The sequence below is a fragment of the Streptomyces sp. NBC_01520 genome, from assembly GCF_045040375.1.
GTDB lineage: Bacteria > Actinomycetota > Actinomycetes > Streptomycetales > Streptomycetaceae > Streptomyces.
This window is the reverse complement of record NZ_CP109404.1, coordinates 1,518,816-1,544,427: the sequence shown is the minus strand read 5'-3', so window position 1 is coordinate 1,544,427 and position 25,612 is coordinate 1,518,816. Positions and strand designations below refer to the sequence as shown.

Here is a 25,612-nt window from a genome sequence, read left to right as displayed (position 1 = left end):
TCAAGATGACAGAGGACCTCTCACCAGCTGAGCGATACCAGGCTTCTCGGGTCCGTGCGGCCGAGCAGGCCACGGCCCTCGGGCCCTTCCGCGAGATGTACGAGTTCGGACTGGACCCGTTCCAGATCGAGGCCTGCCAGGCCCTGGAGGCGGGCAAGGGGGTGCTGGTCGCGGCCCCCACGGGGTCGGGCAAGACGATCGTCGGCGAATTCGCCGTACACCTGGCCCTGGAGCAGGGCCGCAAGTGCTTCTACACGACGCCGATCAAGGCGCTGTCCAACCAGAAGTTCACCGACCTGGTCAGGCGCCACGGCGCGGACAAGGTCGGACTCCTGACGGGGGACAACAGCGTCAACGCGGACGCACCCGTGGTCGTCATGACCACCGAGGTGCTGCGCAACATGCTGTACGCGGGCTCCCGGGCGCTCACCGGCCTCGGCTACGTGGTGATGGACGAGGTGCACTACCTCTCCGACCGCTTCCGCGGCGCCGTGTGGGAGGAAGTGATCATCCACCTGCCGGAGTCGGTGACCCTGGTGTCGCTGTCGGCGACCGTGTCCAACGCCGAGGAGTTCGGCGACTGGCTGGACACCGTCCGGGGCGACACCCAGGTGATCGTCTCCGAGCACCGGCCCGTGCCGCTGTGGCAGCACGTCATGGCCGGGCGCCGGATGTACGACCTCTTCGAGGAGGAGACGGACCACGGCGGCCGGGGCACCGGCAGGCGCGAGGTCAACCCCGACCTCGTCAGGCTCGCCCGGATGGAGAACCAGCGGGGGTACAACCCGCGCGAGCGCCGACGCGGCAAGATGGTGCGCGAGGCCGACCGCGAGCGCGAGCGCCGTCAGCGCAGCCGCATCTGGACCCCGTCGCGGCCCGAGGTCATCGACCGGCTCGACGCCGAAGGGCTGCTGCCCGCGATCACGTTCATCTTCAGCCGGGCCGGCTGCCAGGCGGCCGTGCAGCAGTGCCTGCAGGCGGGGCTGCGGCTCAACGACGAGGACAAGCGCCAGTTGGTGCGGGAGATCGTCGAGGAGCGGACCGCGTCCATCCCCGGCGAGGACCTGCACGTCCTCGGCTACTACGAGTGGCTCGAAGGCCTGGAGCGGGGCATCGCCGCACACCACGCCGGAATGCTGCCGACCTTCAAGGAGGTCGTCGAGGAGCTGTTCGTACGGGGCCTCGTCAAGGCGGTCTTCGCCACGGAGACGCTGGCACTCGGCATCAACATGCCCGCGCGTTCCGTCGTGCTGGAGAAGCTCGTCAAGTGGAACGGCGAACAGCACGCCGACATCACGCCCGGCGAGTACACCCAGCTGACCGGCCGGGCCGGGCGCCGGGGCATCGACGTCGAGGGCCACGCGGTGGTCCTGTGGCAGCGGGGCATGGATCCCGGGGCGCTCGCCGGACTCGCGGGCACCCGTACGTACCCGCTGCGCTCCAGCTTCCGGCCCTCGTACAACATGGCCGTGAATCTCGTGCAGCAGTTCGGGCGGCACCGGTCGCGTGAGCTGCTGGAGACCTCCTTCGCGCAGTTCCAGGCGGACCGCTCGGTCGTCGGCATCTCCCGGCAGGTCCAGCGCAACGAGGAGGGCCTGGAGGGGTACCGCGAGGGCATGACCTGCCATCTCGGGGACTTCGAGGAGTACGCGCGGATGCGCCGCGACCTGAAGGACCGCGAGACGGACCTGGCCAAGCAGGGTGCCGCCCAGCGGCGGGCCGCCGCTGCGTCGTCCCTGGAGAAGCTCAAGCCCGGTGACGTCATCCATGTGCCGACCGGGAAGTTCGCCGGACTCGCGCTGGTCCTCGACCCGGGGCTGCCGGCGGGACGTACGAACGGGCACCGCGGGCTGGAGTACCACGACGGGCCGCGCCCGCTGGTGCTGACCGCCGAACGGCAGGTCAAGCGGCTGGCCCAGATCGACTTCCCGGTGCCCGTCGAGGCGCTGGAGCGGATGCGGGTGCCGAAGTCGTTCAACCCGCGCTCACCGCAGTCGCGCCGCGACCTGGCCTCCGCGCTGCGGAGCAAGGCCGGGCACATCGATCCGGGGCGGCACCGCAAGCAGCGGGCCGCGGCGGCCGACGACCGGGAGATCGCCCGGCTGCGCACGGAGCTCCGTGCGCACCCCTGCCACGGGTGCGACGAGCGCGAGGACCATGCCCGGTGGGCGGAGCGCTACCACCGGCTCCAGCGGGACACCCGGCAGCTGGAGCAGCGGATCGAGGGCCGGACCAACACCATCGCCCGGACCTTCGACCGGATCGTCGCGCTCCTGACCGAGCTCGACTACCTGCGCGGCAGCGAGGTCACGGACAACGGGCGACGGCTGGCACGGCTGTACGGGGAGCTTGACCTGCTGGCCAGCGAGTGCCTGCGGGAGAGCGTCTGGGAAGGGCTGAACCCGGCCGAACTGGCCGCGTGCGTCTCCGCGCTGGTCTACGAGGCGCGACAGGCGGACGACGCGGTGGCCCCCAAACTGCCGTCGGGTCCGGCGAAGGCGGCGATGGGCGAGATGGTCCGCATCTGGGGCAGGCTCGATGCCCTGGAGGAGGACTTCAAGATCAGCCAGACGGAAGGGGTCGGCCAGCGCGAACCCGACCTCGGCTTCGCCTGGGCGGTCTACATGTGGGCCTCGGGGCGGACGCTGGACGAGGTGCTCCGCGAGGCGGAGATGCCGGCGGGCGACTTCGTACGGTGGTGCAAGCAGGTCATCGACGTGCTCGGCCAGATCGCGGCCGCCGCGCCCCGGGACGGGAGTTCGGTGGCGAAGAACGCGCACAAGGCCGTCGACGCGGTGCTGCGGGGTGTGGTGGCGTACAGCTCGGTGGGGTGATCCCCGGCGGGTTCGCACGGGGGCCTCGGCGGGTCCGACGGGCCCCCGGCAGGGTCGGTCCGCAGGGTGATCCCCGGTGGTTCCCGGCGAGGGAACAGCAAGTGGCCGCAGGCTCGGTGTCGGTGCCTGTGGCCACTTCTGTGTGGGAATCCGCTACGCCTTCTTGTTCATCACCGCGACTCCCGCGCAAACTGCCCCCAGTACGACCGCCAGGCCTCCGACGATCACGTTGTTGAGGATGACGCCCATGTCGGGGCTGCTGCCCACGATCCAGGCCGACACGATCAGCCAGGCCCCCAGGGCGCAGATGGCCAGGCTCATGCCGGTCATGCGCTCCGGCATGGCGGTGAAGCACAGCGCCAGCACCGCTATCGCGATACCGATGACGAGGTTGTGCGTCACCAGGTCGGGCTGGCTCGCGGTGAAGTGGAGCACCCAGGGCGAGACGGCGCAGTACAGACCCAGCAGGAACACCGGCGCGTCCGCGAGGGCCGTGCTGCGGCCTCCGCCACTGAGCACGCGGTCGTGGCGCGCCCGCATCTCGGAAGCATCGGGGTGACCGCTGATGTCACCTCTGGTGTGCGAGACGTTACTCATGAGATTCGTCCCTTCGTACCTTGCGAGAGTGGCCGCAGCTGCAGGCGGTCACTACCTCTCCCGACCCAGTTTGCTCTTATGTATCCCTTATATGTAGGTCTTCAGGGGGGTGGATTCTGCGATTCCGTCGAGCCGTTCGGCGAGTGACACCAGGTCGGCGGTCCGCAGTACCCGGTCCCCGTATCCCGGCAGCGGTACGTGCAGGCTCCGCGTCCAGCGCTCCGGGACGGCGCCGAGCCCGTACACCGCTCCTGCCAGTCCGCCGGTGACCGCCGCCACCGTGTCGGTGTCGCCGCCCACGTCGACCGCCGCGGCGAGCGCGCTCTCGAAGCCGGAGGTGGTGCGCAGCGCCCACAGCGCGGTGCCGAGGCACGGCCACACCGCGCCGTTGAACTCGGTGGCGTCGTCGGGATGCCAGTCAGGGGCGAGCACGGTCGCCCAGCGGGACCGGTGGTCGGCATGCACCTCGGCGAGGACGCCGGGGACGGCGGCGAGGGGATCGTCACCGTCCAGGGCGACGCGAACCAGCTCATGGAAGACCGCGGTGCCCTCCCATGCCGCCCGGTCGCCGTGGGTCAGGGCCGCGATGCGGCGGGCGGCGTCCATGGTCGCCGCCCGCCCCCGGCGCGCGAAGTACACGGCTGAGGTGGTCGCCCGCATCAGCGAACCGTTGCCCGCCGCACGCGCGTTGACCTGGAAGTGCAGGGCGGCGGCCAGGTCCCAGGGATCCCCGCTCGTCAGGACGTCCTCGGTCTGCAGCCCGATGTCCTTGGGCTCGGCCGCCGCCCAGCGCCTGAACCGGTCGAAGACGTCGGGGAGTTCGAGACCGCCGTTGTCCAGCAGCGACTCCCCGACGAGAACGGCCATCTGCGTGTCGTCCGTCGCCTCGCCCGGATCCCAGCCGCCGCCCCCGCACAGCGTCCCCACGCCGTCCGGGAAGCGGGCGGTGAACACACCGGGCGCCCCGAACTCGAAGGGGGCACCCAGTGCGTCGCCGGTGGCGGAGCCGACCACGGCCCCGGCCGTCCGGTCCCTCCGGGCCGCGTCCGGACGTTCGCCCGCTCCAGGGGTGCGACCCTCAGGGCCCGTTCCGCTCATACGGTCATCGTACGAGCGGAACAGCGTGTCAGGCGGCCGGCATCAGGACGGTGTCGATGATGTAGACCGTGGCGTTGGCCGTCGGGACGTTGCCGCAGACGACCTTGGAGGAGTCGTTCACGGTGTACGACAGGTCCGAACCGGAGGTGGTGAGACCGGTCTTGGCCAGGGTGTCGAAGGAGCCCTTGTCCAGCTGCGAAGGCGCCAGCTTCTCGCCCACGACGTGCGAGGTGAGCACCTTGGTCAGCGCGGCCTCGTCGGCGAGCAGCTTGTCCAGGTCGGCCTTCGGGATCTTGGCGAAGGCGTCGTTGGTCGGGGCGAACACCGTGATGTTCTCGGCGCTGTTCAGGGTGTCGACCAGCCCGGCCTGCTTGACGGCCGCGACCAGCGTGGACAGCGCCGGGTTGTTCGACGCCGCCGTGGCGACCGGGTCCTGCGCCATGCCGTCGAACGAGCCCGCGCCCTCCTTCGGGACCGTCGCACAGCCCGGGCCGAACGGCCCGTCCACCGGCTCGGTCTCCTTGACCGGAGCGCTCGACGCCGCCTTGTCCGCACCGGAGCCGGAGCCGGAGCCGGACGCGGAGGTGCCGGAGTCGCTGGAGCAGGCGGTCAGGGCCAGCGGCAGCAGGGCCGCGGCGGACACGGTGACGGCGACGCGGCGGAGGTGACGAGTGTTCATGGTGTTCTCCTGAAGGGATCGTTGATTCGGCAGAGGGAAAGGAACGAGAGGTTCGGCGGGCGGGGAGCGCGGTCAGGTCACGTCGACCACCACCGAGTGCCACCCGGTCGCACCGTCGGGCACGGTGCCGACCCGCCTGTCGGTCTGTGTGGCGCCGGTACGGTCCGTCGCGCGGACCTCGAGGGTGTGGTGGCCGGTCGTGGCGGGCCACTGCCACACCCACTGGCGCCAGGTGTCGCGGCCGGCCTCGGCGGCCAGCCGCGCGGTGTGCCACTCACCGCCGTCGACCCGGACCTCGACCCGGGCGATGCCCCGGTGCTGGGCCCAGGCGACGCCGGCGACGGGCACGGTCCCCGCGCGCGGGGAGGCGAAGGGGCGGGGCGTGTCGATGCGTGACTGGGTCTTGACCGGAGCCTCGCGGGACCAGTCACGTTCGACCCAGTACGCGTCGTACGCGTCGAACGTCGTCAGCTCGATGTCCTGGATCCACTTGCACGCCGAGACGTAGCCGTAGAGACCGGGGACGACCATCCGGACGGGGAAGCCGTGGTCGAGCGGCAGCGGTTCGCCGTTCATGCCGACCGCGAGCAGTGCGTCGCGGCCGTCCATGACCTCCTCCACCGGGGTGCCGATCGTCATCCCGTCCACGGACCGCGCCACGATCTGGTCCGCGGGCCCGCCCTTCGACGGCGGCCTCACCCCGGCCTCGGCCAGCAGATCGGCCAGACGCACGCCGATCCACCGGGCGGTGCCCACATACGGACCGCCCACCTGGTTGGACACGCAGGTCAGCGTGATGTCGCGCTCGATCAGCCCACGCCGCAGGAGGTCCTGGAAGCCGAAGGTGACGGGTCGCGTCACGCCCTTGCCACGGATCCGCAGCCGCCACCGGTCGGCGTCGACGCGCGGCACCACCAGTGCGGTGTCCACCCGGTAGAAGTCCTTGGTCGGGGTGACGAACGAGCTCAGGCCCCGGATGCCCAGACCCGCGCCGTCCGGTATCGCGGCGGCCGGAGAGGCCGGCGCCGGGAGCACGACGTCACCGCGTGAGGCCGAGACCCCGGCCAGTTCGGACGCCTGGAGCCGTCGGCCCAGGAGTCCCGCACCGCCCGAGGCCGCCGCCGCGGCGGTCGCCGCGATCACGAATCCGCGGCGGTCGAAGGTGCCCCGCACCCCGCCGTCCGTCCCGTCGGCCGAGGGAGGCGGAACGGTTGCCGGGGCCAGCCGTCCGGCCAGGAGATACAGCACTGCCGCGGCCACCAGCGCGCCCGCGACCGAAGGCAGTGCGTCCGTGGGGCGGCCCTCCGGCCGCCCGGCCGCGCACACCGCCCCGACCACGCCGAAGACCGGTACGGCCGCAACACCGCTCCACCGGTGCCGCAGCGCGAGGACTCCCACCGCCATGGCGAAGACCGCCAGGACGACGAGGATCCCGAGCTGCAGCACCAGCTTGTCGTCGGTGCCGAAATTCCGTACGGCGAAGTCCTTGACGGCCGCGGGAGTGCGGTCGATGACCGCCCCGCCCACCGCTGCGACCGGACCCGCCTCGGGACGTACGGCAGCCGCGACGAGTTCGGCCACGCACAGGGCTGTGAACCCGGCGATCAGACCGCTGAGCGCGGCGAGCGCGGCACGCGCCCAGCGGGACCGCCGGGACCCGGAGGCCCCGTGCTTCTGCGAAACGTATCGGTCCGTCGTCACACCCGGAGTTCGGTGCCGGGCGGCCGGCGGATTGGTCGTTCACCCGGTCGAAGGAACTTCACCGAGGGGGCAATCCGCGGGCCGACCCGCACCGAATGACCCCTGAGCGGCTCTCCGGCAGAGCCCGGCCAGCGTGGAACACCGGAAGGAACCCCGAATGACAACGCAGCGGCGGCGCACAGCCGTGGTGGGCAGCGGAGTGGCGGGGCTGACCGCCGCGTACGTCCTGGGCAGGGCGCGGGACGTGACCCTGTACGAGGCCGACGAACGAGTCGGCGGCCACGCACACACCCACGACCTGACCTCGTCGGACGGCCGTACGCACCGCGTCGACTCGGGGTTCATCGTGCACAACCGGCGTACGTACCCCCGTCTCCTCCGGCTCTTCGACGAACTGGGTGTGGCCGCCCAGGAGTCGGAGATGAGCATGTCCGTGCGCTGAGAGGGCTGCGGCCTGTAGTACGCCGGCGCCCGGGGCGCCGCAGGGCTGTTCGCCCGGCCGGGCGCCCTGCTGCGGGGCCCGTACCCGCGGATGCTCGCCGAGGTGCCCCGATCCCACCGGGCGGCCCGGACGTTGCTCGCCAGGAACGACGGCGCGTCCGCCCTGACCCTCGGACAGTTCGCGGCCCCCGGCCGCTTCCCCCCGTACTGCACGGCCCACTTCCTGACGCCGATGGTCTCCGCCGTCTGGTCCTGCGACCCGGTGACCGCGACGCGCTACCCGGCCCACCACCTCTTCCGGTTCATGGACCACACAGCCATGCGGGATCAGGCGTCCGGGAAGGCCATCAGGGCCAGCGGCTGCGTGGTCGGCTGCTTGGAACCGCCCGCGGGCTCGACCGTGATGCCCATGCCGGAGGCGCCGTCCACGGGCCCGTCCAGCAGCACGGTGCCGTCCGGCGCCGACGGGTCCATCAGCCCTGCCGAGCGCATGCTCCCGCTGTCGTCGAACCACAGCTGGTAGACCTTGCCGTCGGGCGGCCGGGCCATGCCGGAGGCCAGGAACACCGCCTGGTCCACACTCCGCGAGACGACGACCGTGCCCCGGGCGCCGCCTTCCAGCACCCCCGAACCGGTCCTCGCGTCCGGAGCCGCCAGCACCCGGGCCAGCTCCTCGTTCTGCTGCCGGGCCTCGGACGCATCCTGCCTGGCGTCCCGCGCGACCTGGTTCTGCCACACGGCGACCCCGCCGAAGGCGGCAGCGGCGGCGACGCACGCGGCGAGGGCGTATGACGACCAGCGGCCCACCCGCCGTGCGGCGCCGGAGCGCGCGCTCCTGCCGTGCGAGGGCGCCTCCTGCCGTACGGTCGTGATCTCCCGCAGCACCCGGCCGCGCAGCGCGGCCGGTGCCACTACGGACACCGCGAGCCCGAGCCGGGCGGCGGTCGCGGACAGTTCCCGTACCTCCTGGGTGCAGGCCTCGCAGGCTCCCAGGTGACGCTCGAACGCGACGCGTTCGTCCTCCGGCAGAGCGTGCAGGGCGTAGGCCCCGGTCAGCGTGTGCAGCTCGGCGGTGTTCATGCGTTCACCCCCAGGCAGTCGCGCAGCCGGATCAGTCCGTCGCGCAGCCGTGTCTTGATGGTTCCCAGTGGTACGGACAGCAGTTCGCCGACCTCGCGATAGGTCAGCCCGCGGTAGTACGCCAGGGTCACCGACTGCCGCTGGAGCTCGGAGAGCGTCCGCAGACAGCGTCTGACCTGTTCCCTCTCCAGCCGGGTCTCGACCTGCTCCGACACCTCGTCGAAGTCCGGCGTGCGGTCCAGCAGCGCGGCCCTGTGCTCCCGCGCCGACGTGGCCTCGGCCGACCGGACCCGGTCCACCGCCCGGCGGTGGGCCAGAGTCAGCACCCAGTTCATGGCACTGCCACGGGACGGCTGGAAGCGGGGAGCGGTGCGCCACACCTCCACGAGCACCTCCTGCGCCACCTCCTCGGACTGGGCCGGATCGCGCAGGACGCTCCGCACCAGGCCGAGGACAGGTCCGCTGACCTGGTCGTACACCTGGGTGAAGGCGTCCTGGTCACCACGGGCGACCAGGACGAGCAGCTCCTGCAGATCGGGCTTTGTCGAGGGGATCCCACTGATGTGGACGGCTTCTTTCACGCGGACGATCCTCCCGGGGCACACATCGGCTTCCATGGATGATTCGGAACCGGTGGCGCCGCGGATTGGTCGGAGGGCCGAAATACTCGCACGGGCTCCGCACACCCCGGCCCACCCGGAACGCATGTCAGCCGGGCACCGCCGCGCCGTCCTCCGCGTCCCGCCGCACCAAGCGGGCACCGGGCTTCCTGGTGGCGCGGATCGCGAGGAAGACCACCAGGCCGACCGGCGAGAGCAGGACGGTCAGCACCAGCGGGGGCCCCATCAGATACGGGGACACCCCGAGCCGCCGTGCCTCCAGGAACATCCACTGCCCGAGCAGCAGGTCCCAGGCGATGATCTGCGCCCAGACGGCGCCTGCGCCGTTCGCCAGGACGGTGAGGTCGCGGAACGTGTCGATGTCCGGGCTGCTCACCGCGGTCCAGAGTTCGGGGAACACCGGAACGGCCATCACCGCGTAGAGCACCAGCACGGGCAGCACCGTCAGCGGCGACGCGGCGACGCGGGCGGTGACGCGCCGGCCCGGCGCGAAGATCATGAGCAGCCAGAACGGGGCTGCCAGCAGGAACGTGATCTCGAAGAGGGCACCGGTCATGACACAGACTCCTTGTGTGACGCGTCGGTTGTCGTACGGGTACCGGCCGGGCGCAGCGCCGCGAGGGCACCGGCCACGGCAGCGGCGACGATCAGGGCGGCGGTGGTGAGCGTCGCCCCGTCGGGGTGGACGAGCGGCTGGCCGCGCAGCGCCTGCCAGGTGACCAGGGCGACGACCGCGGCGTACGCGCCGGAGGTGACGAGCACCAGCCGCAGCCGCACGCGCGGGTCACGCAGCCGGGCGATCCGGGGCGCGAGGGCGATCAGTGCGAGCAGGAACAGCGGGAGGGCCTGGAGCGCGTGCATCCCGATGAAGTGCGGGATGCGGAGGTCGCCGCCGGTCGTCGACCAGCCCGTGAGCGGCATCGAAGGTCCGCCGTCCGGTACGCCGACGGAGTGCGCGCCGATCACGTCGGCGGTGTCCAGATCGCCGGCCTCCCGCTGCAGGGCGGAGGGCTGCGTCATCAGGAACCCCAGGCCGGCGCCCGCCAGGGCGATGAGCACCCCGGACCGCACCGCCCAGGCCGAGGCACGGTCGGCGATCCGCGCACGGAGCAGCAGGATCGCGATGGCGAGGGTGCCGGCCCAGAGGATCACGACGGTGACGGCCATCGCGCTGTAGAGCGTCGCGTCGAACGGGGTCTCGTTGTTGAAGTGGCTGCGCCTGCCCCGGACCACCTGTCCGGTGATGATCACCATCTCTCCCAGGCAGGCCAGCGCGACGACGGTGCCGGCCCACCAGCCGGTGCGCCGGCCGCGGGTGAGGAGCGTCAGCATCCACGCCAGGGTCAGTGTGTACGGCACGAACGAGATGGCGAACTTGAACGGCTTGGCCCAGATCGGCGAGCCCGCGACGACCCGGTCGTCGACCAGGAGTCCCACCGCCGCGACGACGGCCATCACCACCATCGAGGTGGAGAAGAGTACTAACGGCCGATGCCACGTGCGCCATGAAGACATGGAAACCCCCCAGAACAATTATGGATAGTAGCGCTGTCCGCTATCCGATAGGCGTACTATCTATGATGGGGGGTCGGCTTGGCAAGGTCCGGAGGGATGAACACACAGTGCGCATCGGTGAATTGAGTCGCAGGTCCGGGGTTCCGGTGCCGACGATCAAGTACTACGTACGCGAGGGGCTGCTGCCCCCCGGCCGGCTGACCAGCCCGAACCAGGCGCTCTACGACGACGGGCACGAGCGCAGGCTGCGGCTGATCCGGGCCCTGCTCGACGTCGGCGGGCTTCCGCTCTCGGCCATCGCGGACGTGCTGGCCGCGGTCGACGATCCGGCGCAGCCGGTGCACAAGGTGCTCGGGGTCGCGGCGAAGCGGATCGGTCCGGCGGAGGGCGACGAGGAGGGGGCCGAGCTGTTGGACGCCCGGGAGGACGTGGCCGCACTGGTGGAGCGCCGCGGCTGGCGGGTCGAACCGGACTGCGCGGCGGGCCGGTCGCTGGCGGGGGTGCTGGCCGCGCTGCGCAGGGCGGGGCACGGCGGCTTCGTCGAACTGCTCGACCTCTACGCGGACGCCGCCGAGCCGGTCGCCCGGGCGGACCTCGACTACGTGGGGCGGCGGGTGGCCCGCGAGGACCTGGTGGAGAGCGTGGTCGTCGGCACGGTGCTCGGGGAGGCCATGTTCGCCGCGCTGCGCCGCCTCGCGCATGTGGACGCGTCGGCCCGTACGTACCCGGACGAGGGCGCGCGGGGGTGAGAACGGCGAGGAGCCCGGTCACCGTCCAGGACGGTGACCGGGCTCCGGCGGGTGCTGTGCGCGAGGGCTACGCGGCGCTCTCCTGCTCGCGCTCCACCTGCTCGTTCCACTCGCGCTTGACCGCGCGCCATGCGTCGTCGTTCTGACCGAGGCGCCAGTAACCGGAGATCGACAGCTGCGGGAGCGGGATCCCGCGCTCCAGGCGCAGGTGGCGGCGGATGTCCTTCACGAAGCCCGCCTCGCCGTGGACGAACGCCTGCACCTCGCCCTCCGGGAAGTCCAGGCCCTTCACCGCGGCCGTGAGGGCCTCGCCGACCGGGCGGTCGCCACGGTGCAGCCACGTCACGGCCACCCCGTCCGGCGTCACGATCTTCTGCTCCTCGGAGGCGTCCGGCACCTCGACGAACGCGTGCACCACGGCACCCGCCGGCATCTGCTCCAGCGACGCGGCGATCGCCGGCAGCGCGCTCTCGTCGCCCACCAGCAGATGCCAGTCGGCCGAGGCCTGCGGCCCGTAACCCCCGCCGGGGCCCAGGAAGGTCACCTGGTCACCGGCGCGCGCCCGGCTCGCCCACGGCCCCGCGAGTCCCTCGTCCCCGTGCACCACGAAGTCGATCGCCATCTCACGGGTGACGGGGTCCCAGGAACGCACCGTGTAGGTGCGGGTGGTGGGCCACAGCTCACGCGGGTACTCCCCGCGGATCGCGGCCATGTCGAAGGGGTGTGCGTAGTCCGCGCCCTCGGGGGCGAAGCACAGCTTGACGTAGTGGTCGGTGAATCCGGCGAGGGAAAAATCCGCCAGGCCGTCGCCGCCGAGGACCACGCGCACCATGTGCGGGGTGATCTGCTCGGTGCGTACAACCTGCGCTCCCTGCGCCGTAGGTGCCTGGCGTGCCGGCCGCTCTGCCACGAGGTTCTCCCTGCTCCGGACCTCTACGAGGCTCCATGTACTTAGGTTTACCTAAGCTAGCACCTTCATGTCTGGAGTGTGAGGAGCAGGCGTTGCAGTGAGCCACCCAGGCCCCACCGGGCGGCCAGGGCCTCCAGGGCCGCGGGGTCCCTGGGCTCCCGGGGGAGCGCGGGGCCGAAGGCGGGCAGCGGTACGTCACCGGCGACGCGGACCACCTTCGGCGCGACCGCCACGTAGTCCCGCGCCTCGTCCAGCCGCTTGCGCTGCGACGGGGTCAGCCGGGCGGCGGGATCGTCCACCGCGGCCATGATCCCGGCCAGGTCGCCGAAGGCGTCGAGCAGCTTCGCCGCCGTCTTCTCGCCGATGCCGGGCACACCCGGCAGGCCGTCGCTCGGGTCCCCGCGCAGCAGGGCCAGGTCGACGTAACCCGCGCCGTCGACGCCGTACTTCTCCCGCAGCCAGGCCTCGTCGGTCACCTGCAGCGTGCCCACGCCCTTCAGCGGGTAGAGCACCCGGACGCCGCGGGCGTCGTCGACCAGCTGGTAGAGATCGCGGTCGCCGGTGACGATGTCCACCGGCCCGGTGGCCTGCCCCGCCAGCGTGCCGATCACGTCGTCCGCCTCGTACGGCGAGACGCCCACGCGGGCGATGCCCAGGGCGTCCAGCACCTCCTCGATGACCGGGACCTGCGGGGAGAGCGTGTCCGGGACCTCCTCCTCGTCGGGCACGCCGTCGGGCGTCACCGCCGACACCCGGTGCGCCTTGTACGTCGGGATCAGATCGACCCGCCACTGCGGGCGCCAGTCCGCGTCCATGCAGGCGACCAGGTCGTCCGGACGGTGGTCCTGGACGAGCCGGGCGATGAAGTCGAGCAGCCCGCGCACGGCGTTGACCGGGGTGCCGTCCGGTGCGCGCACCGAGTCCGGTACACCGAAATAGGCGCGGAAGTAGAGGGAGGCGGTGTCGAGGAGCATCAGGCGTCGCGTCACACCCCGATGATGCCGCACGGCACCGACACGGCCCGCCCCGGACGCCCGCGGTTCCCGGGAAGGCGGATCGCGCAAGGTGTGCTGGATCACACATGCGTTTGGGTCGCGTAAGCGGGGGCAGGCGCGCCACCGGAGCGGACCACGTCCATTTTCAACTGATGCGCGTGCCCTGCGGACCGAATCCGCACCGCTCCACGGTCTGCCGGCGGGGGTGGCAGACCATTTTCGGTTCAACGCGTGAGGTGTATGTGTCAAGGCTGCAAGCGGAGCACCTGTACAAGGTGTTCGGCAGACGACCCGATCAAGCCGTGCAGAAGCTCGAAGGCGGTACCCACCGCGACGAACTGCGCGCCGACGGAACGACCGCAGCGGTGATCGACGCCTCGTTCACTGTGGAACCGGGCCAGATCTTCGTCGTCATGGGGCTCTCCGGATCCGGGAAGTCCACCCTGCTGCGGATGCTCAACGGGCTCCTGGAGCCCACCGCGGGACGCGTGCTGTTCGACGGGCAGGACCTGACCGCCCTGAGCGCCCGCGACCTGCGCACCGTCCGCTCCAGGAAGATCAGCATGGTCTTCCAGCACTTCGCGCTCTTCCCCCATCGCAGCGTGCTCGAGAACGCCGCGTACGGCCTGGAGGTCCAGGGCGTACCGCGCGCCGAACGCGAGAAGCGCGCCGCCGACTCCCTGGAGCTGACCGGCCTCGCCGGCTGGGAGAAGTCCTGGCCCGACGAGCTGTCCGGCGGCATGCAGCAGCGTGTCGGCCTGGCCCGCGCACTCGCCACCGACGCCGACCTGCTGCTGATGGACGAGTCCTTCAGCGCGCTCGACCCGCTGATCCGCCGCGACATGCAGGACCAGCTCCTCGAACTGCAGAAGCGCCTGAAGAAGACCATCGTCTTCATCACCCACGACCTCAACGAGGCCATGCGCCTCGGGGACCGTATCGCCGTGATGCGGGACGGCGAGATCGTCCAGCAGGGCACCGCCGAGGACATCCTGGTCCGTCCGGCCAACGACTACGTGGCCTCCTTCATCCAGGACGTCGACCGCTCCCGGGTGCTCACCGCCGGTTCGATCATGGAGGAGCCCGAGGCGGGCCGCTCCGACGCGGACCTGATGGCCGAGGCCCCCGCGACGGTGTCCGCGGAGACGCCCATCGCCGAGCTCTTCACTCCCTGCTCCACCAGCGGCGTCGCCGTGGCCGTCACCGACGCGGACGGCGGCGTCATCGGAGTCGTGCCGCGCAACCGGCTCCTTGCCGCGCTCGGCGAGGAACCGCAGGTCGAGGCCGCGGTCCCGGCCCAGCGCGACATCAAGAAGGTGAACGCCGGTGCCTAGGTTCTCGTTCGGCGAATGGGTGGAAAGCGCCGTCGACTGGCTGCAGTCGAACCTCGCCTGGCTCTTCGACGCCCTCAATACCGTCCTCGGCGGTGCCTACGACGGTGTCAACACGGTCCTCGGCGGCGGTGAACCGCTGCTGATGGCCGGGATCTTCGCCGTCATCGCCTTCTGGCTGCGCGGTGTGCTCCCCGCGGTCCTCACCTTCGCGGGCTTCGCGCTCATCGACGCCCTCTCCCTGTGGGACGAGTCGATGGCAACCCTCTCGCTGGTTGTCGTGGCTGCCGTCATCACGGTCGTGATCGCGGTGCCCATGGGTATCTGGGCCGCGCGCAACAGCAAGGTCAGCGCCACGCTCCGGCCGGTGCTCGACGTCATGCAGACGATGCCCGCCTTCGTCTACCTGATCCCCGGCGTCATGTTCTTCGGTGTCGGTGTCACCCCCGGTGTCATCGCCACCATCGTGTTCGCGATGCCCCCGGGCGTCCGCATGACCGAGCTCGGCATCCGGCAGGTCGACAGCGAACTGGTCGAGGCCGCCGAAGCGTTCGGCACCACGCCCAGGGACACCCTGACCCGGGTACAGCTGCCGCTCGCGCTGCCGACGATCATGGCCGGTATCAACCAGGTCATCATGCTGGCCCTGTCGATGGTCGTCATCGGCGGCATGGCCGGCGCCGGCGGCCTCGGCGAGAAGGTGTACGCCGGAATCACCCAGCTCCAGATCGGCCTCGCCGCCGAGAGCGGCATTGCCGTCGTCATCCTGGCCATGTACCTGGACCGGATGACCGGCGCGCTCAACGAGCGGGTCTCCCCGCTCGGACGCAGGGCCGCCGCCAAGGTCGCGGCCGGTGCGCGGCGGCTGAGGTTGACGCACTACAAGCCCGGAACCGCCGTCGCGATGACCGGTGTCGTCGTGCTCGCCCTCGTCGCGGGCGGCCTCAACATCGCGGGTTCCGCCTCGGACGAGGACCGGACCGGCCAGGCCGCCGACGGCAACGTAGGACAGGGCCAGAAGATCAACCTGGGCTACATCCCGTGGGACGAGGGCATCGCCTCCACCTTCCTCTGGAAGGAGATCCTGGAGCAGCGCGGCTACACCACCGGCGTCACCCAGCTCGACGCCGGCCCGCTCTACTCCGGCGTCGCCCGCGGTGACATCGACTTCCAGACGGACTCCTGGCTGCCGACGACGCACAAGGACTACTGGGACAAGTACAGCGACCAGCTGGACGACCTCGGCTCCTGGTACGGGCCGACGTCGCTGGAGCTGACGGTCCCGTCGTACGTCGAGGGCATCGACTCGCTGGCGGACCTCAAGGGTCAGGGCAAGAAGTTCAACGGCAAGATCATCGGCATCGAGGCCAGTGCCGGGATGATGGGCACCCTGAACGAGAAGGTGCTCAAGGAGTACGGCCTGGAGGGCGAGTACGAGGTCGTCTCCTCCAGCACCTCCTCGATGCTCGCCGAGCTGAACCGGTCGATCAAGAAGAAGGAGCCCGTCGTGGTGACCCTGTGGTCGCCGCACTGGGCCTACGGCAAGCACGACCTCAAGAAGCTGAAGGACCCGAAGGGTGCCTGGGGCAAGGGCGAAGAGGTCCACACCGTCGCCCACAAGGGCTTCGCGAAGAAGGCCCCCGCCGTCTCCGACTGGCTCAGGAAGTTCGAGCTCACCGAGAAGCAGCTCACGAGCCTGGAGAACGAGATCCAGGAAGCCGGACAGGGCAAGGAGCAGGACGGCGTACGCGCCTGGCTGAAGATGAACCCCGGCACGGTCGACGAGCTGGCCCCGCTGCCCGGCGGTGCGGGCGGCGCCCGGCAGGGCAAGGACGCGGGCAGGACCGTCAACATGGGGTACTTCCCGTGGGACGAGGCCATCGCCTCCACCTACCTCTGGCAGAACATGCTGGAGGACCGGGGCTACAGGACCACCGTCAAGCAGCTCGACCCGGGCCCGCTCTACACCGCTCTCGCGCAGGGACAGCTGGACGTCCAGTTCGACTCCTGGCTGCCGACGACGCACAAGGACTACTGGGACCGCTACAAGAACGACCTCACCGATCTCGGCTCCTGGTACGGGCCGACGTCGCTGGAGCTGACGGTCCCGTCGTACGTCGAGGGCATCGACTCGCTGGCGGACCTCAAGGGTCAGGGCAAGAAGTTCAACGGCAAGATCATCGGCATCGAGGCCAGTGCCGGGATGATGGGCACCCTGAACGAGAAGGTGCTCAAGGAGTACGGCCTGGAGGGCGAGTACGAGGTCGTCTCCTCCAGCACCTCCTCGATGCTCGCCGAGCTGAACCGGTCGATCAAGAAGAAGGAGCCCGTCGTGGTGACCCTGTGGTCGCCGCACTGGGCCTACGGTGACCACGACCTGAAGAAGCTGAAGGACCCGAAGGGTGCCTGGGGCAAGGGCGAGGAGATCCACACCGTCGCCAAGAAGGACTTCGCCGAGGACTTCCCGGAGCTCACCGGCTGGCTGAAGGACTTCAAGATGAGCGAGGAGCAGCTGGCCTCGCTCGAGGTGGAGATCCAGAAGGGCGGTGCGGGCAAGGAGAAGGAGTCCGCCCGCACCTGGATGGAAGCCAACCCTGACGTGGTGGACCAGCTGGCCCCCGTCGGCAGCTGATCCACCCGCAGGCACCCCGAGGGGGACGGCCCGGTAGCGAACCGGCGCCGTCCCCCTCAGGCTTGTCCCAAGGAGTCCTCGGAAGGTTTCCCGTCCGCTCACTTCCGCTCCATCCCGTGAACGACATGCGTAGGGTGCTGGCAACCGGGAGGATGGCGATCCGGGGAGGGAGCCGGGACATGGACGACAAGGAAGCCCTTCGGGTGGGTGCCGCGGTTCGCCGACGGCGCAGGACCCTCGGGCTCACACTGGCCGCGGTGGCCGGGCGCAGCGGCCTGTCCGTACCGTTTCTCAGCCAGATCGAGAACGAGCGGGCCAGACCCAGCCCCCGGTCCCTGGACCGGGTGGCCGAAGCGCTGGAGACCACGACCGAGCGGCTGCGGGCCGCGGCGGACTCGGCGCGCGCCGTGGACGTCGTGCGGGCGGGCGACGAGGACGGCGTACGCCGCCTGGTGCGCGGCCGTCATCAGCTCAGCGCCCTGGAGTTCGTCGGCGAGCCGGACCTCGGGTGTGAGTTCCAGCACCGCAACGACGAGGTGATGTACGTCGTGGAGGGCGCCGTCGAGGTCGAGGCCGAGGGACAGGCCCACCGGTTGGGCCGGGGCGACACCCTCTTCCTGTCCGGCGGCGTGCGGCACCGGTGGCGGGCGACCGTCCCGGACACCCGGCTGCTGGTCGTCGCGGTCGCGGAGCACATCGACGCGACGTACGACTCGCGGCGCTGAGGGGCCCGCGGTGCGCGTCGTCTCCCTGGTCCCCAGCCTCACCGAGGCTGTCGCCGTCACCAGCCCCGGACTGCTCGTCGGAGTCACCGACTGGTGCACCCACCCGGCGGAGCTCACCGCCGCCCGGATCGGCGGCACGAAGAACCCCGACGTCGCGGCCGTCGTGGCCCTGCGCCCCGACCTCGTCGTCGCGAACGAGGAGGAGAACCGGGAATCCGACCTGGCGGCCCTGCGGGAGGCCGGACAGGACGTCCTGGTCACCGAGGTCCGCACCCTCGGCCAGGCCTTCACCGAGCTGGAACGGGTCCTGGGCGCGTGCGGCCTGAAACGGCCGCGCTGGCTGGACGAGGCCGAGGCCGCCTGGTCGGCGGCGCCGCCGCCCGGCACCCCGCGTACCGCGATCGTGCCCGTCTGGCGCAGGCCCTGGATGGTGCTGGGCCGCGACACGTTCGCCGGTGACCTGCTGGCCCGCCTCGGGGTGCGCAACGTGTACGCGGACCATCCGGAGCGCTATCCCCGTATCCCGCTCGCCGAGCTGAACGGGGCGGGCGCCGACCTGGTGGTGCTGCCCGACGAGCCGTACCGCTTCACCGCCGACGACGGCCCCGAGGCCTTCCCCTCGATGCCCGCCGCGCTCGTCGACGGCCGCCACCTCACGTGGTACGGGCCGTCTCTGGCCGAAGCGGCAGGGGAGCTGCGAGCAGCGCTCCGCCGGCCAGCCCGCGGAGCGTCCGTACACCCGCCACCGCCCAGGCCGTGACCAGCAGCGCGTAGAGAGCCACGGACAGCCAGGTGAACGCGTGCAGCCCGGTGTGCCGGGCCAGTCCGGCGGCGCCCGTGACGCACGTACCGACGGGGAAGGTGAAGCCCCACCACGTCATCGTGAACCCCATGCCGCGGCGGGCCGCGCGCACCACCATCGCGGTGGACAGGGCCAGCCACAGCAGGGCGAAGCCCATCACCGGCACGCCGTACAGCACGGCGAACGCGCCGGACGCCGACGCGTACGGCGCGGAGACCGCGCCCGGTGCCACATCGGCCAGCTGGTTGACGGCGGTCGTGGACTGGCCCAGTGGGCCGAGCACCAGGAACAGCGTCGGGGTCAGGGCGAGCGGCAGTGGGCCCCGGTGCAGGAGTGTGCCGAGGACCAGGGGTACGACCACGAGCGTGGCCAGCAGGGACAGCCCGAACATGGCGTAGCAGCCCAGCAGCAGCGCCTCGCGCCACTGGCCGGGCGGCAGCTCGGGCACCAGGAGCGGACCCACCGCCGCGGAGACCATCGGGGCCACCAGGGGCAGCAGCCAGACCGGTGAGGCGGTGCCGGGCGCCGGGCGGTGGCGTACGACCATCAGGTACGGGATCGCCACCGCGGCGGCGAGACCCGTGACCGTGCCCAGGACGAACAGCACCGCGTCCACGGCGACGGCCGCCGGATGCCCGACGACGTCCCGCCCGACCACCAGGGTGCCCGCACCCACCGCGAGCAGGGCCATGGACAGGCAGCCGTAGAACGGGGCGACGGCGGGATCCAGGAGGTGGGCCCTGGCCTGGTCGGGGTGCAGGATCCAGTGCCCGGCCCGGGCCAGGAGCAGGACGGCGAGCAGCACCGCGGACAGGGCCCACACCACGACACAGGCCGCCCGCAGGCCGGGCACCTGGACGGGGAGCGAGGCACCCGCCGTCGCGACGATCGCGGTGCCCATGACCGTCGCGTACCAGTTGGGGCCGAGGTATCGCAGGGAGGGGAGCCGGGGGAGAGTGGGCGGGAGGGCGGGTGCCCGGGTCCTGGTCTGCGGAAAGATGGCCATGCCACGATTCTCGGCGGGCGGGGGTGTGGTCCACCAGGGAGTCCCGGCCTATGAGGTCATAAGCTAGCTTTATGTCCAGCTCCGTTTCCGACTCCGCGTCCGATCCCGCGTCCGTCCCGGGCCCCGACTCCGCGTCCGCGTCCGTCCCGGGCCTCGACTCCGCGTCCGCGTCCGTCCCGGGCCTCGACTCCGCGTCCGCGTCCGTCCCGGGCCCCGCGTCCGTCCCGGGCCCCGACTCCGATCCCGCGTCCGATCCCGCGTCCGTCCCGGTCTCCGCCTCCTCCGCGCCCGTATCCCGTTCCGTGCCGGAGCAGGCTTCGTCGCTGTCCCACCGGGTCCCCGACCTGGGCGCGATGGTGCTGCTGCTGGCCGTGGCGCGGCACGGGAGCCTGGGCCGGGCGGCGCGGGACGTCGGCATCACCCAGCCCGCGGCCTCCAGCCGTATCAGGTCGATGGAACGGCAACTGGGCGTCGCCCTCCTGGACCGTTCGCCGCGCGGCTCCCGGCTCACCGACGCGGGAGCCCTCGTCACCGACTGGGCGCGCCGGGTCGTCGAGGCCGCCGAGGCGTTCGACGCGGGGGCGCAGGCGCTGCGGGACCGGCGCGACTCCCGGCTGCGGGTCGCCGCGAGCATGACCATCGCGGAGTACCTGCTGCCCGGCTGGCTCATCGCGCTGCGCGCCGAACGGCCCGGCACCGCCGTGTCGCTGCTCGTGGGCAACTCGGCCGTGGTCGCCCAGCGGCTGCTCGCCGGTGAGGCCGACCTGGGCTTCGTCGAGGGCCTGTCCGTGCCGGAGGGGCTCGACGGCACGGTCATCGCGCACGACCGGCTCGTCGTCGTGGTCGCCCCGTCCCACCCGTGGGCCCGCCGGCGCAGCCGGCTGACGCCGCAGGAACTCGCCGCCACACCCCTGATCCTGCGCGAGCACGGTTCGGGCACCCGTCAGGTCCTGGACGCCGCGCTCGCCATGCACGGCGGACTCGCCCGGCCCATGCTCGAACTCTCCTCGACCACCGCGGCGAAAGGGGCGGCGGAGAGCGGGGCCGGCCCCTGCGTACTGAGCGAGCTGGCACTGGGCGAGGAGCTGTCGGCCCGGCGCCTGGTCACCGTCCCGGTCCCGGGCGTGCACCTGCGACGCCAGCTGCGCGCGGTCTGGCCCTCCGGGCACCGCCCGTCCGGTCCGGCCCGCGATCTGCTGTCGTTGACCGCGCATCCCACGGGCCCGGCACGCGGCTGACGCTTCGTCATCGGTACCGGGCGTGCAGCGGTACCGGGCGTACGCATGCGTGATGCGGCGCGGACGGGAGAGCCGCACGTTCGCCGCCCCGGCGGGCCGTCGTCCGCGGGGTGGTTCATGGGCCGAACACCCTGGGTTTGCTTCCCGTACGGATCCCGGTTCCCGGCCGGATCCCGGTGAGACGGAGATCACTTCTCGAGTTGTGGGTGACGTGTGGATGTCGGGTGAATGTACCCATCTGCGCATGTGGACTCGTTGATCGTCCGTCCCTACGGTCACTTCACAGTCGCATCGTGTGATGGATTTGTGGGCTCTGGGGAGGGCTGGGGGATGTTTCGTCGTGCCCGTGCGCATAAGGGGTCCGGTAGACCGGGGGTGTTGACGGTCGCCGTCGCACTGGTGGCCGGCATGGTTTCGGTGGCAGGCATCGGGCAGGCGGGGGCCGAGGCGCCGGACGCGGTGTCCCGCTCGGCCGTCGAGGCCGGTGACGACGCCGGTCCGGGCCTGACCGAGGACGAGGCGCTGGCGGAGGCCGGACGCATCGGCAGGAAGGTCGAGGTCACCTCCGCGCGAGGTGAGAGCCGTGATGTGTTCGCCACGCCTGAAGGAAGGCTGGAGGCGCGGGAGTACCTGCGTCCGGTCCGCACGCGTGAAGGCGGCGCCTGGGTGCCGATCGACACGACCCTGGCCGTCACGGCCGACGGTACGGTCGAGCCCAAGGCCACCTCCGAGGGGCTGTCCTTCTCCGGTGGTGGCGAGGGACCGCTGGTGCGTCTGGAACGTGCCGGTCGCGCACTGGAGTTCAGCTGGCCGGGACAGGTACCGGAACCGACGCTGGACGGCGACACGGCGACGTACGCAGACATCCTCCCGGACGTGGACCTGCGGCTCGGTGCCCAGGAGGACGGTTTCACGCAGCTGCTGGTCGTCGGATCCGCCGAGGCCGCGGAAAGCCGTGAACTGGCCGAGTTGCGGATGGGGCTGGCGGCCGACGGTGTGACGGTGCGGGAGACGGCCGAGGGCGGGATCGCCGCACTCGACGAGGGCACGGGCACCCCCGTGTTCGAAGCCGCGGAGCCGGCGATGTGGGACTCCAGTCCGGGTGACGGGGCGGCGGCACGGTCCAGGCAGGCCGACGGCCAGGAGCCCGGGGCCGGGGCGCGGGACGAGCCGGGCGCGGGGGAGTCCGGGCAACTGGCCCCGGTCGGCGTGGAGGTGGCGGCCGGGGGTGAGGAGCTCGTCCTCACGCCGGACAGGGACGTACTGGCGGGTGAGGACACGGTCTACCCGGTGTTCATCGACCCGCAGTGGTACTCGCCGAAGACGTCGGCGTGGACGATGGCCTCGAAGTACTGGGCGAGTTCGCCGCAGTGGAAGTTCAACGGGGACCCGGACGCGGGCCTCGGATACTGCGGGTGGGCCTATTGCAAGCCTTACGACACCAAGCGGCTCTTCTACCAGATCCCGACGTCGAGGTTCGCGGGCAAGTCGATCCTCTCGGCGGAGTTCGTGGTGCGCGAGACGCACGCCGCCTCGTGCGAGAAGCGTGAGGTCCAGCTGTGGCGGACGAAGGGCATCAACTCCTCGACCACCTGGGACTCACAGAACGCGTCCGGCTTCTGGGTGGACCACATCGAGAGCCGTAGCTTCGCCTACGGATACGACGGATGCTCCGCCGCCGACGCGGAGTTCGACGTCAGGAGCGTGGTGGCGCAGGCGGCGGCCGGGAAGTGGTCGACCCTCACGTTCGGCATGCGCGCCACCAGCGAATCCGACATGTACACCTGGAAGCGGTTCTCCGACGACGCGTTCCTGCGGGTGAACTACAACCGCCCGCCCGCGCAGATCAAGACGTCCCAGCTGACCCAGGACCCGGGCGGCGCGTGCGGCAAGCCGGGTGCGGCCAAGCGGGTGCGGATCCTGCCGGTGCTGCGCGCCAACGATGTGACCGACCCGGACAAGGACAGGGTGCGGGTGCAGTTCGAGGCCTCGTGGGACGCCGGGGACGGCAAGGGCTTCATCAGCCGCTGGACCTCGGCCGCCTCCACCTACAAGGCCTCGGGCTCGGACTTCTCCCTTTCCCTGCCGAGCAGCATCCCGAAGAACAGGACCATCGGCTGGTCGGCACGCTCCAACGACAGTGCCCAGTGGTCCCCGTGGTCCTGGGTGGGATCCGCGACGGCCTGCAACACGGTCTACGACACCTCCGTACCGGCCGGGCCGTCCGTCACGTCCGGCCAGTACCCGCCCTCCGACCCCGAGAACCCGCAGGATCCCTGGCTGGACGGCGTGGGACGGTACGGCACCTTCACCGTCGACTCGTCCTCCACGGACGTGACGAAGTACTGGTTCGGGGTCAACGGTGATCCGAGCAGCAAGCACACACTGACCACCTCCGGCGGCGGCTCGGAGACCATGAAATTCATGCCGACCCGGCCCGGTGTCAACTTCATCACCGCGCAGGCTTTCGACGCGGCCGGCAACGGCAGCGAGATCCGCACCTACCAGTTCCGGGTCCGGGCCGGCCAGCCGGACCGGCTGAGCTGGAATCTCGACGAGACCGAAGGAGCCACCGCCGTCCGGGGACAGGGCGGCGACTGGACTGCCGAACTGTCCGGCGGCGCCCAGCCGGGAGCGGCCGGAGTCACCGGCAACGGCCTGCACCTGGACGGGGTGGACGACCACGCGGCGACCGTCTCGCCCGTGCTGAACACCGGCAAGAGCTTCTCGGTGTCCCTGTGGGCCAGGCTCCCCGCCGACAAGGCGGACGCCGCTACCGTCGCCGTGTCCCAGGCGGGGCACAACACCAGCGGCTTCGAGATCTACCACTCCTCGGCCCTGGGCGGCTGGGTGTTCCTGCGGCACACCACGGACGCACCCGGCACCACGACGGTGCGCGCGGTGCAGCCCGCCTGCCCGGACGGCGACACACAGTGCGTGAGCGGCAGGCTCGGGGTCTGGACCCACCTGGTCGGGGTGTTCGACAACACGAGCAAGCAGCTGAAGCTGTACGTCGACGGGACGCAGGCCGGCACGGCACCCTTCACCGGACCGTGGGACGCCCGCGGGAAGACGATCCTGGGCGCGGCCTCCCACTTCGGCACGACGGAGAACTTCTTCCCCGGCGACCTCGACGAGGTGCAGCTGTTCGACTACCAGCTCACCGACGACCAGGTGACCCGGCTGCACACCAAGCAGCCGGTGGACACCAACCGGCCCGCCAAAGCGGTGTGGCCCCTGGACGAGGACGCCGCCGCCACGGCGGTGGCCGGCCGCGCCCAGCAGATCGACGCCACGCTGAAGGGCGGCGCGAAGACCGGCGTGCCGGGTGTGGCGGGCAACGGCCTGGAACTGGACGGCACCGACGACCACGCCACCACCGGCCGTCCCGTCATCGACACGTACCAGAGCTTCGCCGTCTCCGCCTGGGCCCGCCTGCCCAAGGACAAACCCAACCGGGCCATGGTGGCCGCCCATCAGAACGGCACCGCCAACAGGGGCTTCGAGCTGTACCACTCCACGACGGGCTGGGTGTTCCAGCGGGCCACCGCCGACACCGCCGACGCACCCCTCGTACGGGCGGTGGAGACCGCGACCAGCGACCCGAAGTGCCCCCTGGCCGCCACGGGCGAATGGGCACACGCGGTGGGCGTCCACGACATCGACGCCCAGCAGATCCGCCTCTACGTCAACGGCTGCCTCAAGGCCACCCAGCCCTTCACCACCCCCTGGCTCGCCACCGGATCCGTCACCCTGGGCGCCTCCGGCTACACCAGCGGGTTCAGCAACTTCTTCCAGGGCGACCTCGACGACGTACAGCTGTACGACCGCACCGTCACGGACGACGAAGTACGCCAGCTCTTCAAGCAGCGCCCCCTGGTCAAGTCCCGCTGGCTGCTCGATTCCGCCACCGGGACGCCCGTCACTTCTCCGAACGCCGTGAGCGGCGCCCCCGCCCTGACACTGGGCGGCCAGGCGGCCGTCGGCTCCGGCTGGGTCGACGACGCGGCGCTGATCCTCGACGGCGTGGACGACTACGCGGCCACCACGGCCGTACCGGTGGACACCGGTGCCAGCTACACCGTCACCGCCTGGGCGCAGGCTGCCGCCGCACCCGGCCGGCCGGCCACCGTGATCGGTGCGGAAGGCGCAGCCCGGAGCGCCTTCGCGGTCAGCTTCGTGCCGGACGCCGACCCTGCGGCCGGCCAAGGGAGCTGGCAGATCCAGATACCCGGCGCGGACTCCACGACGGCGACCACGGTGACGGTGGAGAACCGTCAGTTCTACGACGCCACCGAGTGGAACCATGTGGCCCTGGTCTACGACGGCTTCGCCGACCAGGCACTCCTCTACGTCAACGGCCAGCTCGAACAGGTCGCCTGTGCCGACAGCGACGGGGACGGCAGCCCCGACGACGCCACGTGCGGCGATCAGGTGTCCTGGGCCGCCAACACGGCCGCCTTCACCGCGACCAAGTCCCTGCAACTGGGGCGGAGCAAGACCGGATCGACCGTCGGTGACCACTGGCCGGGCGGGATCGACGACGTGTGGACGTTTCAGGGCGCCCTGAGCGAATCGCAGATAGCCCATCTGTCGCTGGGCATGCCGGGAGTAGCCACCGAGGTGCCCGGCACCGACTGACCGGGAACGGTGCCGGCC

The 25,612-nt window shown here is 71.3% G+C and carries 19 protein-coding genes and 1 pseudogene; 9 read left to right on the top strand and 11 right to left on the bottom strand.

The window, feature by feature from the left end; translation table 11 throughout:
• Positions 1-5 precede the first annotated feature (5 nt).
• Positions 6-2,834: a DEAD/DEAH box helicase gene (locus OG524_RS06995; RefSeq protein WP_405809498.1), complete on the top strand. Its 2,829-nt coding sequence runs from the start codon at positions 6-8 to the stop codon at positions 2,832-2,834.
• Between the two features lie 153 nt (positions 2,835-2,987).
• On the opposite strand, the gene OG524_RS06990 is transcribed toward OG524_RS06995, so the two are convergent.
• From OG524_RS06990 to OG524_RS06975, 4 genes are all read right to left on the bottom strand, one after another.
• Positions 2,988-3,431 carry an SPW repeat protein gene (locus tag OG524_RS06990; RefSeq protein ID WP_405391812.1) on the bottom strand — a complete coding sequence of 148 codons (444 nt, stop codon included), beginning with the start codon at positions 3,429-3,431 and terminating at the stop codon, positions 2,988-2,990.
• 87 nt (positions 3,432-3,518) lie between these two features.
• On the bottom strand, positions 3,519-4,529 hold the full coding sequence (locus OG524_RS06985) for an ADP-ribosylglycohydrolase family protein (protein WP_405809496.1): 1,011 nt from the start codon (positions 4,527-4,529) through the stop codon (positions 3,519-3,521).
• A 28-nt stretch (positions 4,530-4,557) separates the two neighbouring features.
• Entirely contained in the window at positions 4,558-5,208 is a 651-nt protein-coding gene (locus OG524_RS06980; RefSeq protein ID WP_405391814.1) for a fasciclin domain-containing protein, read from the bottom strand.
• Between the two features lie 72 nt (positions 5,209-5,280).
• On the bottom strand, positions 5,281-6,909 hold the full coding sequence (locus OG524_RS06975; protein WP_405809494.1) for a molybdopterin-dependent oxidoreductase: 1,629 nt from the start codon (positions 6,907-6,909) through the stop codon (positions 5,281-5,283).
• A gap of 157 nt (positions 6,910-7,066) precedes the next feature.
• Between OG524_RS06975 and OG524_RS06970 the strand changes: the two are divergent.
• A pseudogene (locus tag OG524_RS06970) lies at positions 7,067-7,672 on the top strand (FAD-dependent oxidoreductase); the annotation flags it as partial.
• Positions 7,673-7,677: 5 nt separating this feature from the next.
• Here OG524_RS06970 and OG524_RS06965 read toward each other — a convergent pair.
• The 4 genes from OG524_RS06965 to OG524_RS06950 all read right to left on the bottom strand — a co-directional run bounded on the left by OG524_RS06965 (position 7,678) and on the right by OG524_RS06950 (position 10,514).
• Positions 7,678-8,430, bottom strand: coding sequence for an anti-sigma factor domain-containing protein (locus OG524_RS06965; protein WP_405391816.1), 753 nt, complete (start codon positions 8,428-8,430; stop codon positions 7,678-7,680).
• On the bottom strand, positions 8,427-9,011 hold the full coding sequence (locus OG524_RS06960; protein WP_405391817.1) for a sigma-70 family RNA polymerase sigma factor: 585 nt from the start codon (positions 9,009-9,011) through the stop codon (positions 8,427-8,429). Before OG524_RS06960 ends, OG524_RS06965 begins: the two co-directional genes overlap by 4 nt.
• Positions 9,012-9,138: 127 nt before the next feature.
• Positions 9,139-9,606, bottom strand: coding sequence for an ABA4-like family protein (locus tag OG524_RS06955; RefSeq protein WP_405809492.1), 468 nt, complete (start codon positions 9,604-9,606; stop codon positions 9,139-9,141).
• Complete coding sequence (locus OG524_RS06950; protein WP_405391819.1) at positions 9,603-10,514, bottom strand: hypothetical protein; 912 nt, start codon at positions 10,512-10,514, stop codon at positions 9,603-9,605. Before OG524_RS06950 ends, OG524_RS06955 begins: the two co-directional genes overlap by 4 nt.
• Before the next feature lie 158 nt (positions 10,515-10,672).
• Between OG524_RS06950 and OG524_RS06945 the strand changes: the two genes are divergently transcribed.
• Positions 10,673-11,314: a MerR family transcriptional regulator gene (locus OG524_RS06945; RefSeq protein ID WP_405391820.1), complete on the top strand. Its 642-nt coding sequence runs from the start codon at positions 10,673-10,675 to the stop codon at positions 11,312-11,314.
• A gap of 67 nt (positions 11,315-11,381) precedes the next feature.
• On the opposite strand, the gene OG524_RS06940 is transcribed toward OG524_RS06945, so the two are convergent.
• Positions 11,382-12,224: a siderophore-interacting protein gene (locus OG524_RS06940; RefSeq protein ID WP_405809490.1), complete on the bottom strand. Its 843-nt coding sequence runs from the start codon at positions 12,222-12,224 to the stop codon at positions 11,382-11,384.
• Between the two features lie 65 nt (positions 12,225-12,289).
• Positions 12,290-13,198 (bottom strand): 5'-3' exonuclease H3TH domain-containing protein, encoded by a 909-nt coding sequence (locus tag OG524_RS06935; protein ID WP_405393297.1) that lies wholly within the window; start codon positions 13,196-13,198, stop codon positions 12,290-12,292.
• A gap of 263 nt (positions 13,199-13,461) precedes the next feature.
• Here OG524_RS06935 and OG524_RS06930 point away from each other — a divergent pair, with 263 nt between their 5' ends.
• The 4 genes from OG524_RS06930 (at position 13,462) to OG524_RS06915 (ending at position 18,667) form a co-directional block, all read left to right on the top strand.
• On the top strand, positions 13,462-14,553 hold the full coding sequence (locus tag OG524_RS06930; RefSeq protein ID WP_405391822.1) for a glycine betaine/L-proline ABC transporter ATP-binding protein: 1,092 nt from the start codon (positions 13,462-13,464) through the stop codon (positions 14,551-14,553).
• Positions 14,546-17,182 (top strand): ABC transporter permease/substrate binding protein, encoded by a 2,637-nt coding sequence (locus OG524_RS06925; protein ID WP_405391823.1) that lies wholly within the window; start codon positions 14,546-14,548, stop codon positions 17,180-17,182. The genes OG524_RS06930 and OG524_RS06925 overlap by 8 nt, the downstream gene beginning before the upstream one ends.
• 179 nt (positions 17,183-17,361) lie before the next feature.
• A complete protein-coding gene (locus OG524_RS06920) occupies positions 17,362-17,907 on the top strand; it encodes a helix-turn-helix domain-containing protein (RefSeq protein ID WP_405391824.1) in 546 nt (181 codons plus the stop codon).
• Positions 17,908-17,917: 10 nt separating this feature from the next.
• A complete protein-coding gene (locus tag OG524_RS06915) occupies positions 17,918-18,667 on the top strand; it encodes a helical backbone metal receptor (RefSeq protein ID WP_405809487.1) in 750 nt (249 codons plus the stop codon).
• On the opposite strand, the gene OG524_RS06910 is transcribed toward OG524_RS06915, so the two are convergent.
• A complete protein-coding gene (locus tag OG524_RS06910; protein ID WP_405809485.1) occupies positions 18,561-19,715 on the bottom strand; it encodes a TDT family transporter in 1,155 nt (384 codons plus the stop codon). The genes OG524_RS06915 and OG524_RS06910 overlap by 107 nt on opposite strands.
• A gap of 353 nt (positions 19,716-20,068) precedes the next feature.
• On the opposite strand from OG524_RS06910, the gene OG524_RS06905 reads away from it, so the two are divergent.
• Positions 20,069-20,953 (top strand): LysR family transcriptional regulator, encoded by an 885-nt coding sequence (locus tag OG524_RS06905; protein WP_405812436.1) that lies wholly within the window; start codon positions 20,069-20,071, stop codon positions 20,951-20,953.
• A 375-nt stretch (positions 20,954-21,328) separates the two neighbouring features.
• Complete coding sequence (locus OG524_RS06900) at positions 21,329-25,594, top strand: LamG-like jellyroll fold domain-containing protein (RefSeq protein ID WP_405809483.1); 4,266 nt, start codon at positions 21,329-21,331, stop codon at positions 25,592-25,594.
• The last annotated feature ends 18 nt before the right edge of the window (positions 25,595-25,612 follow it).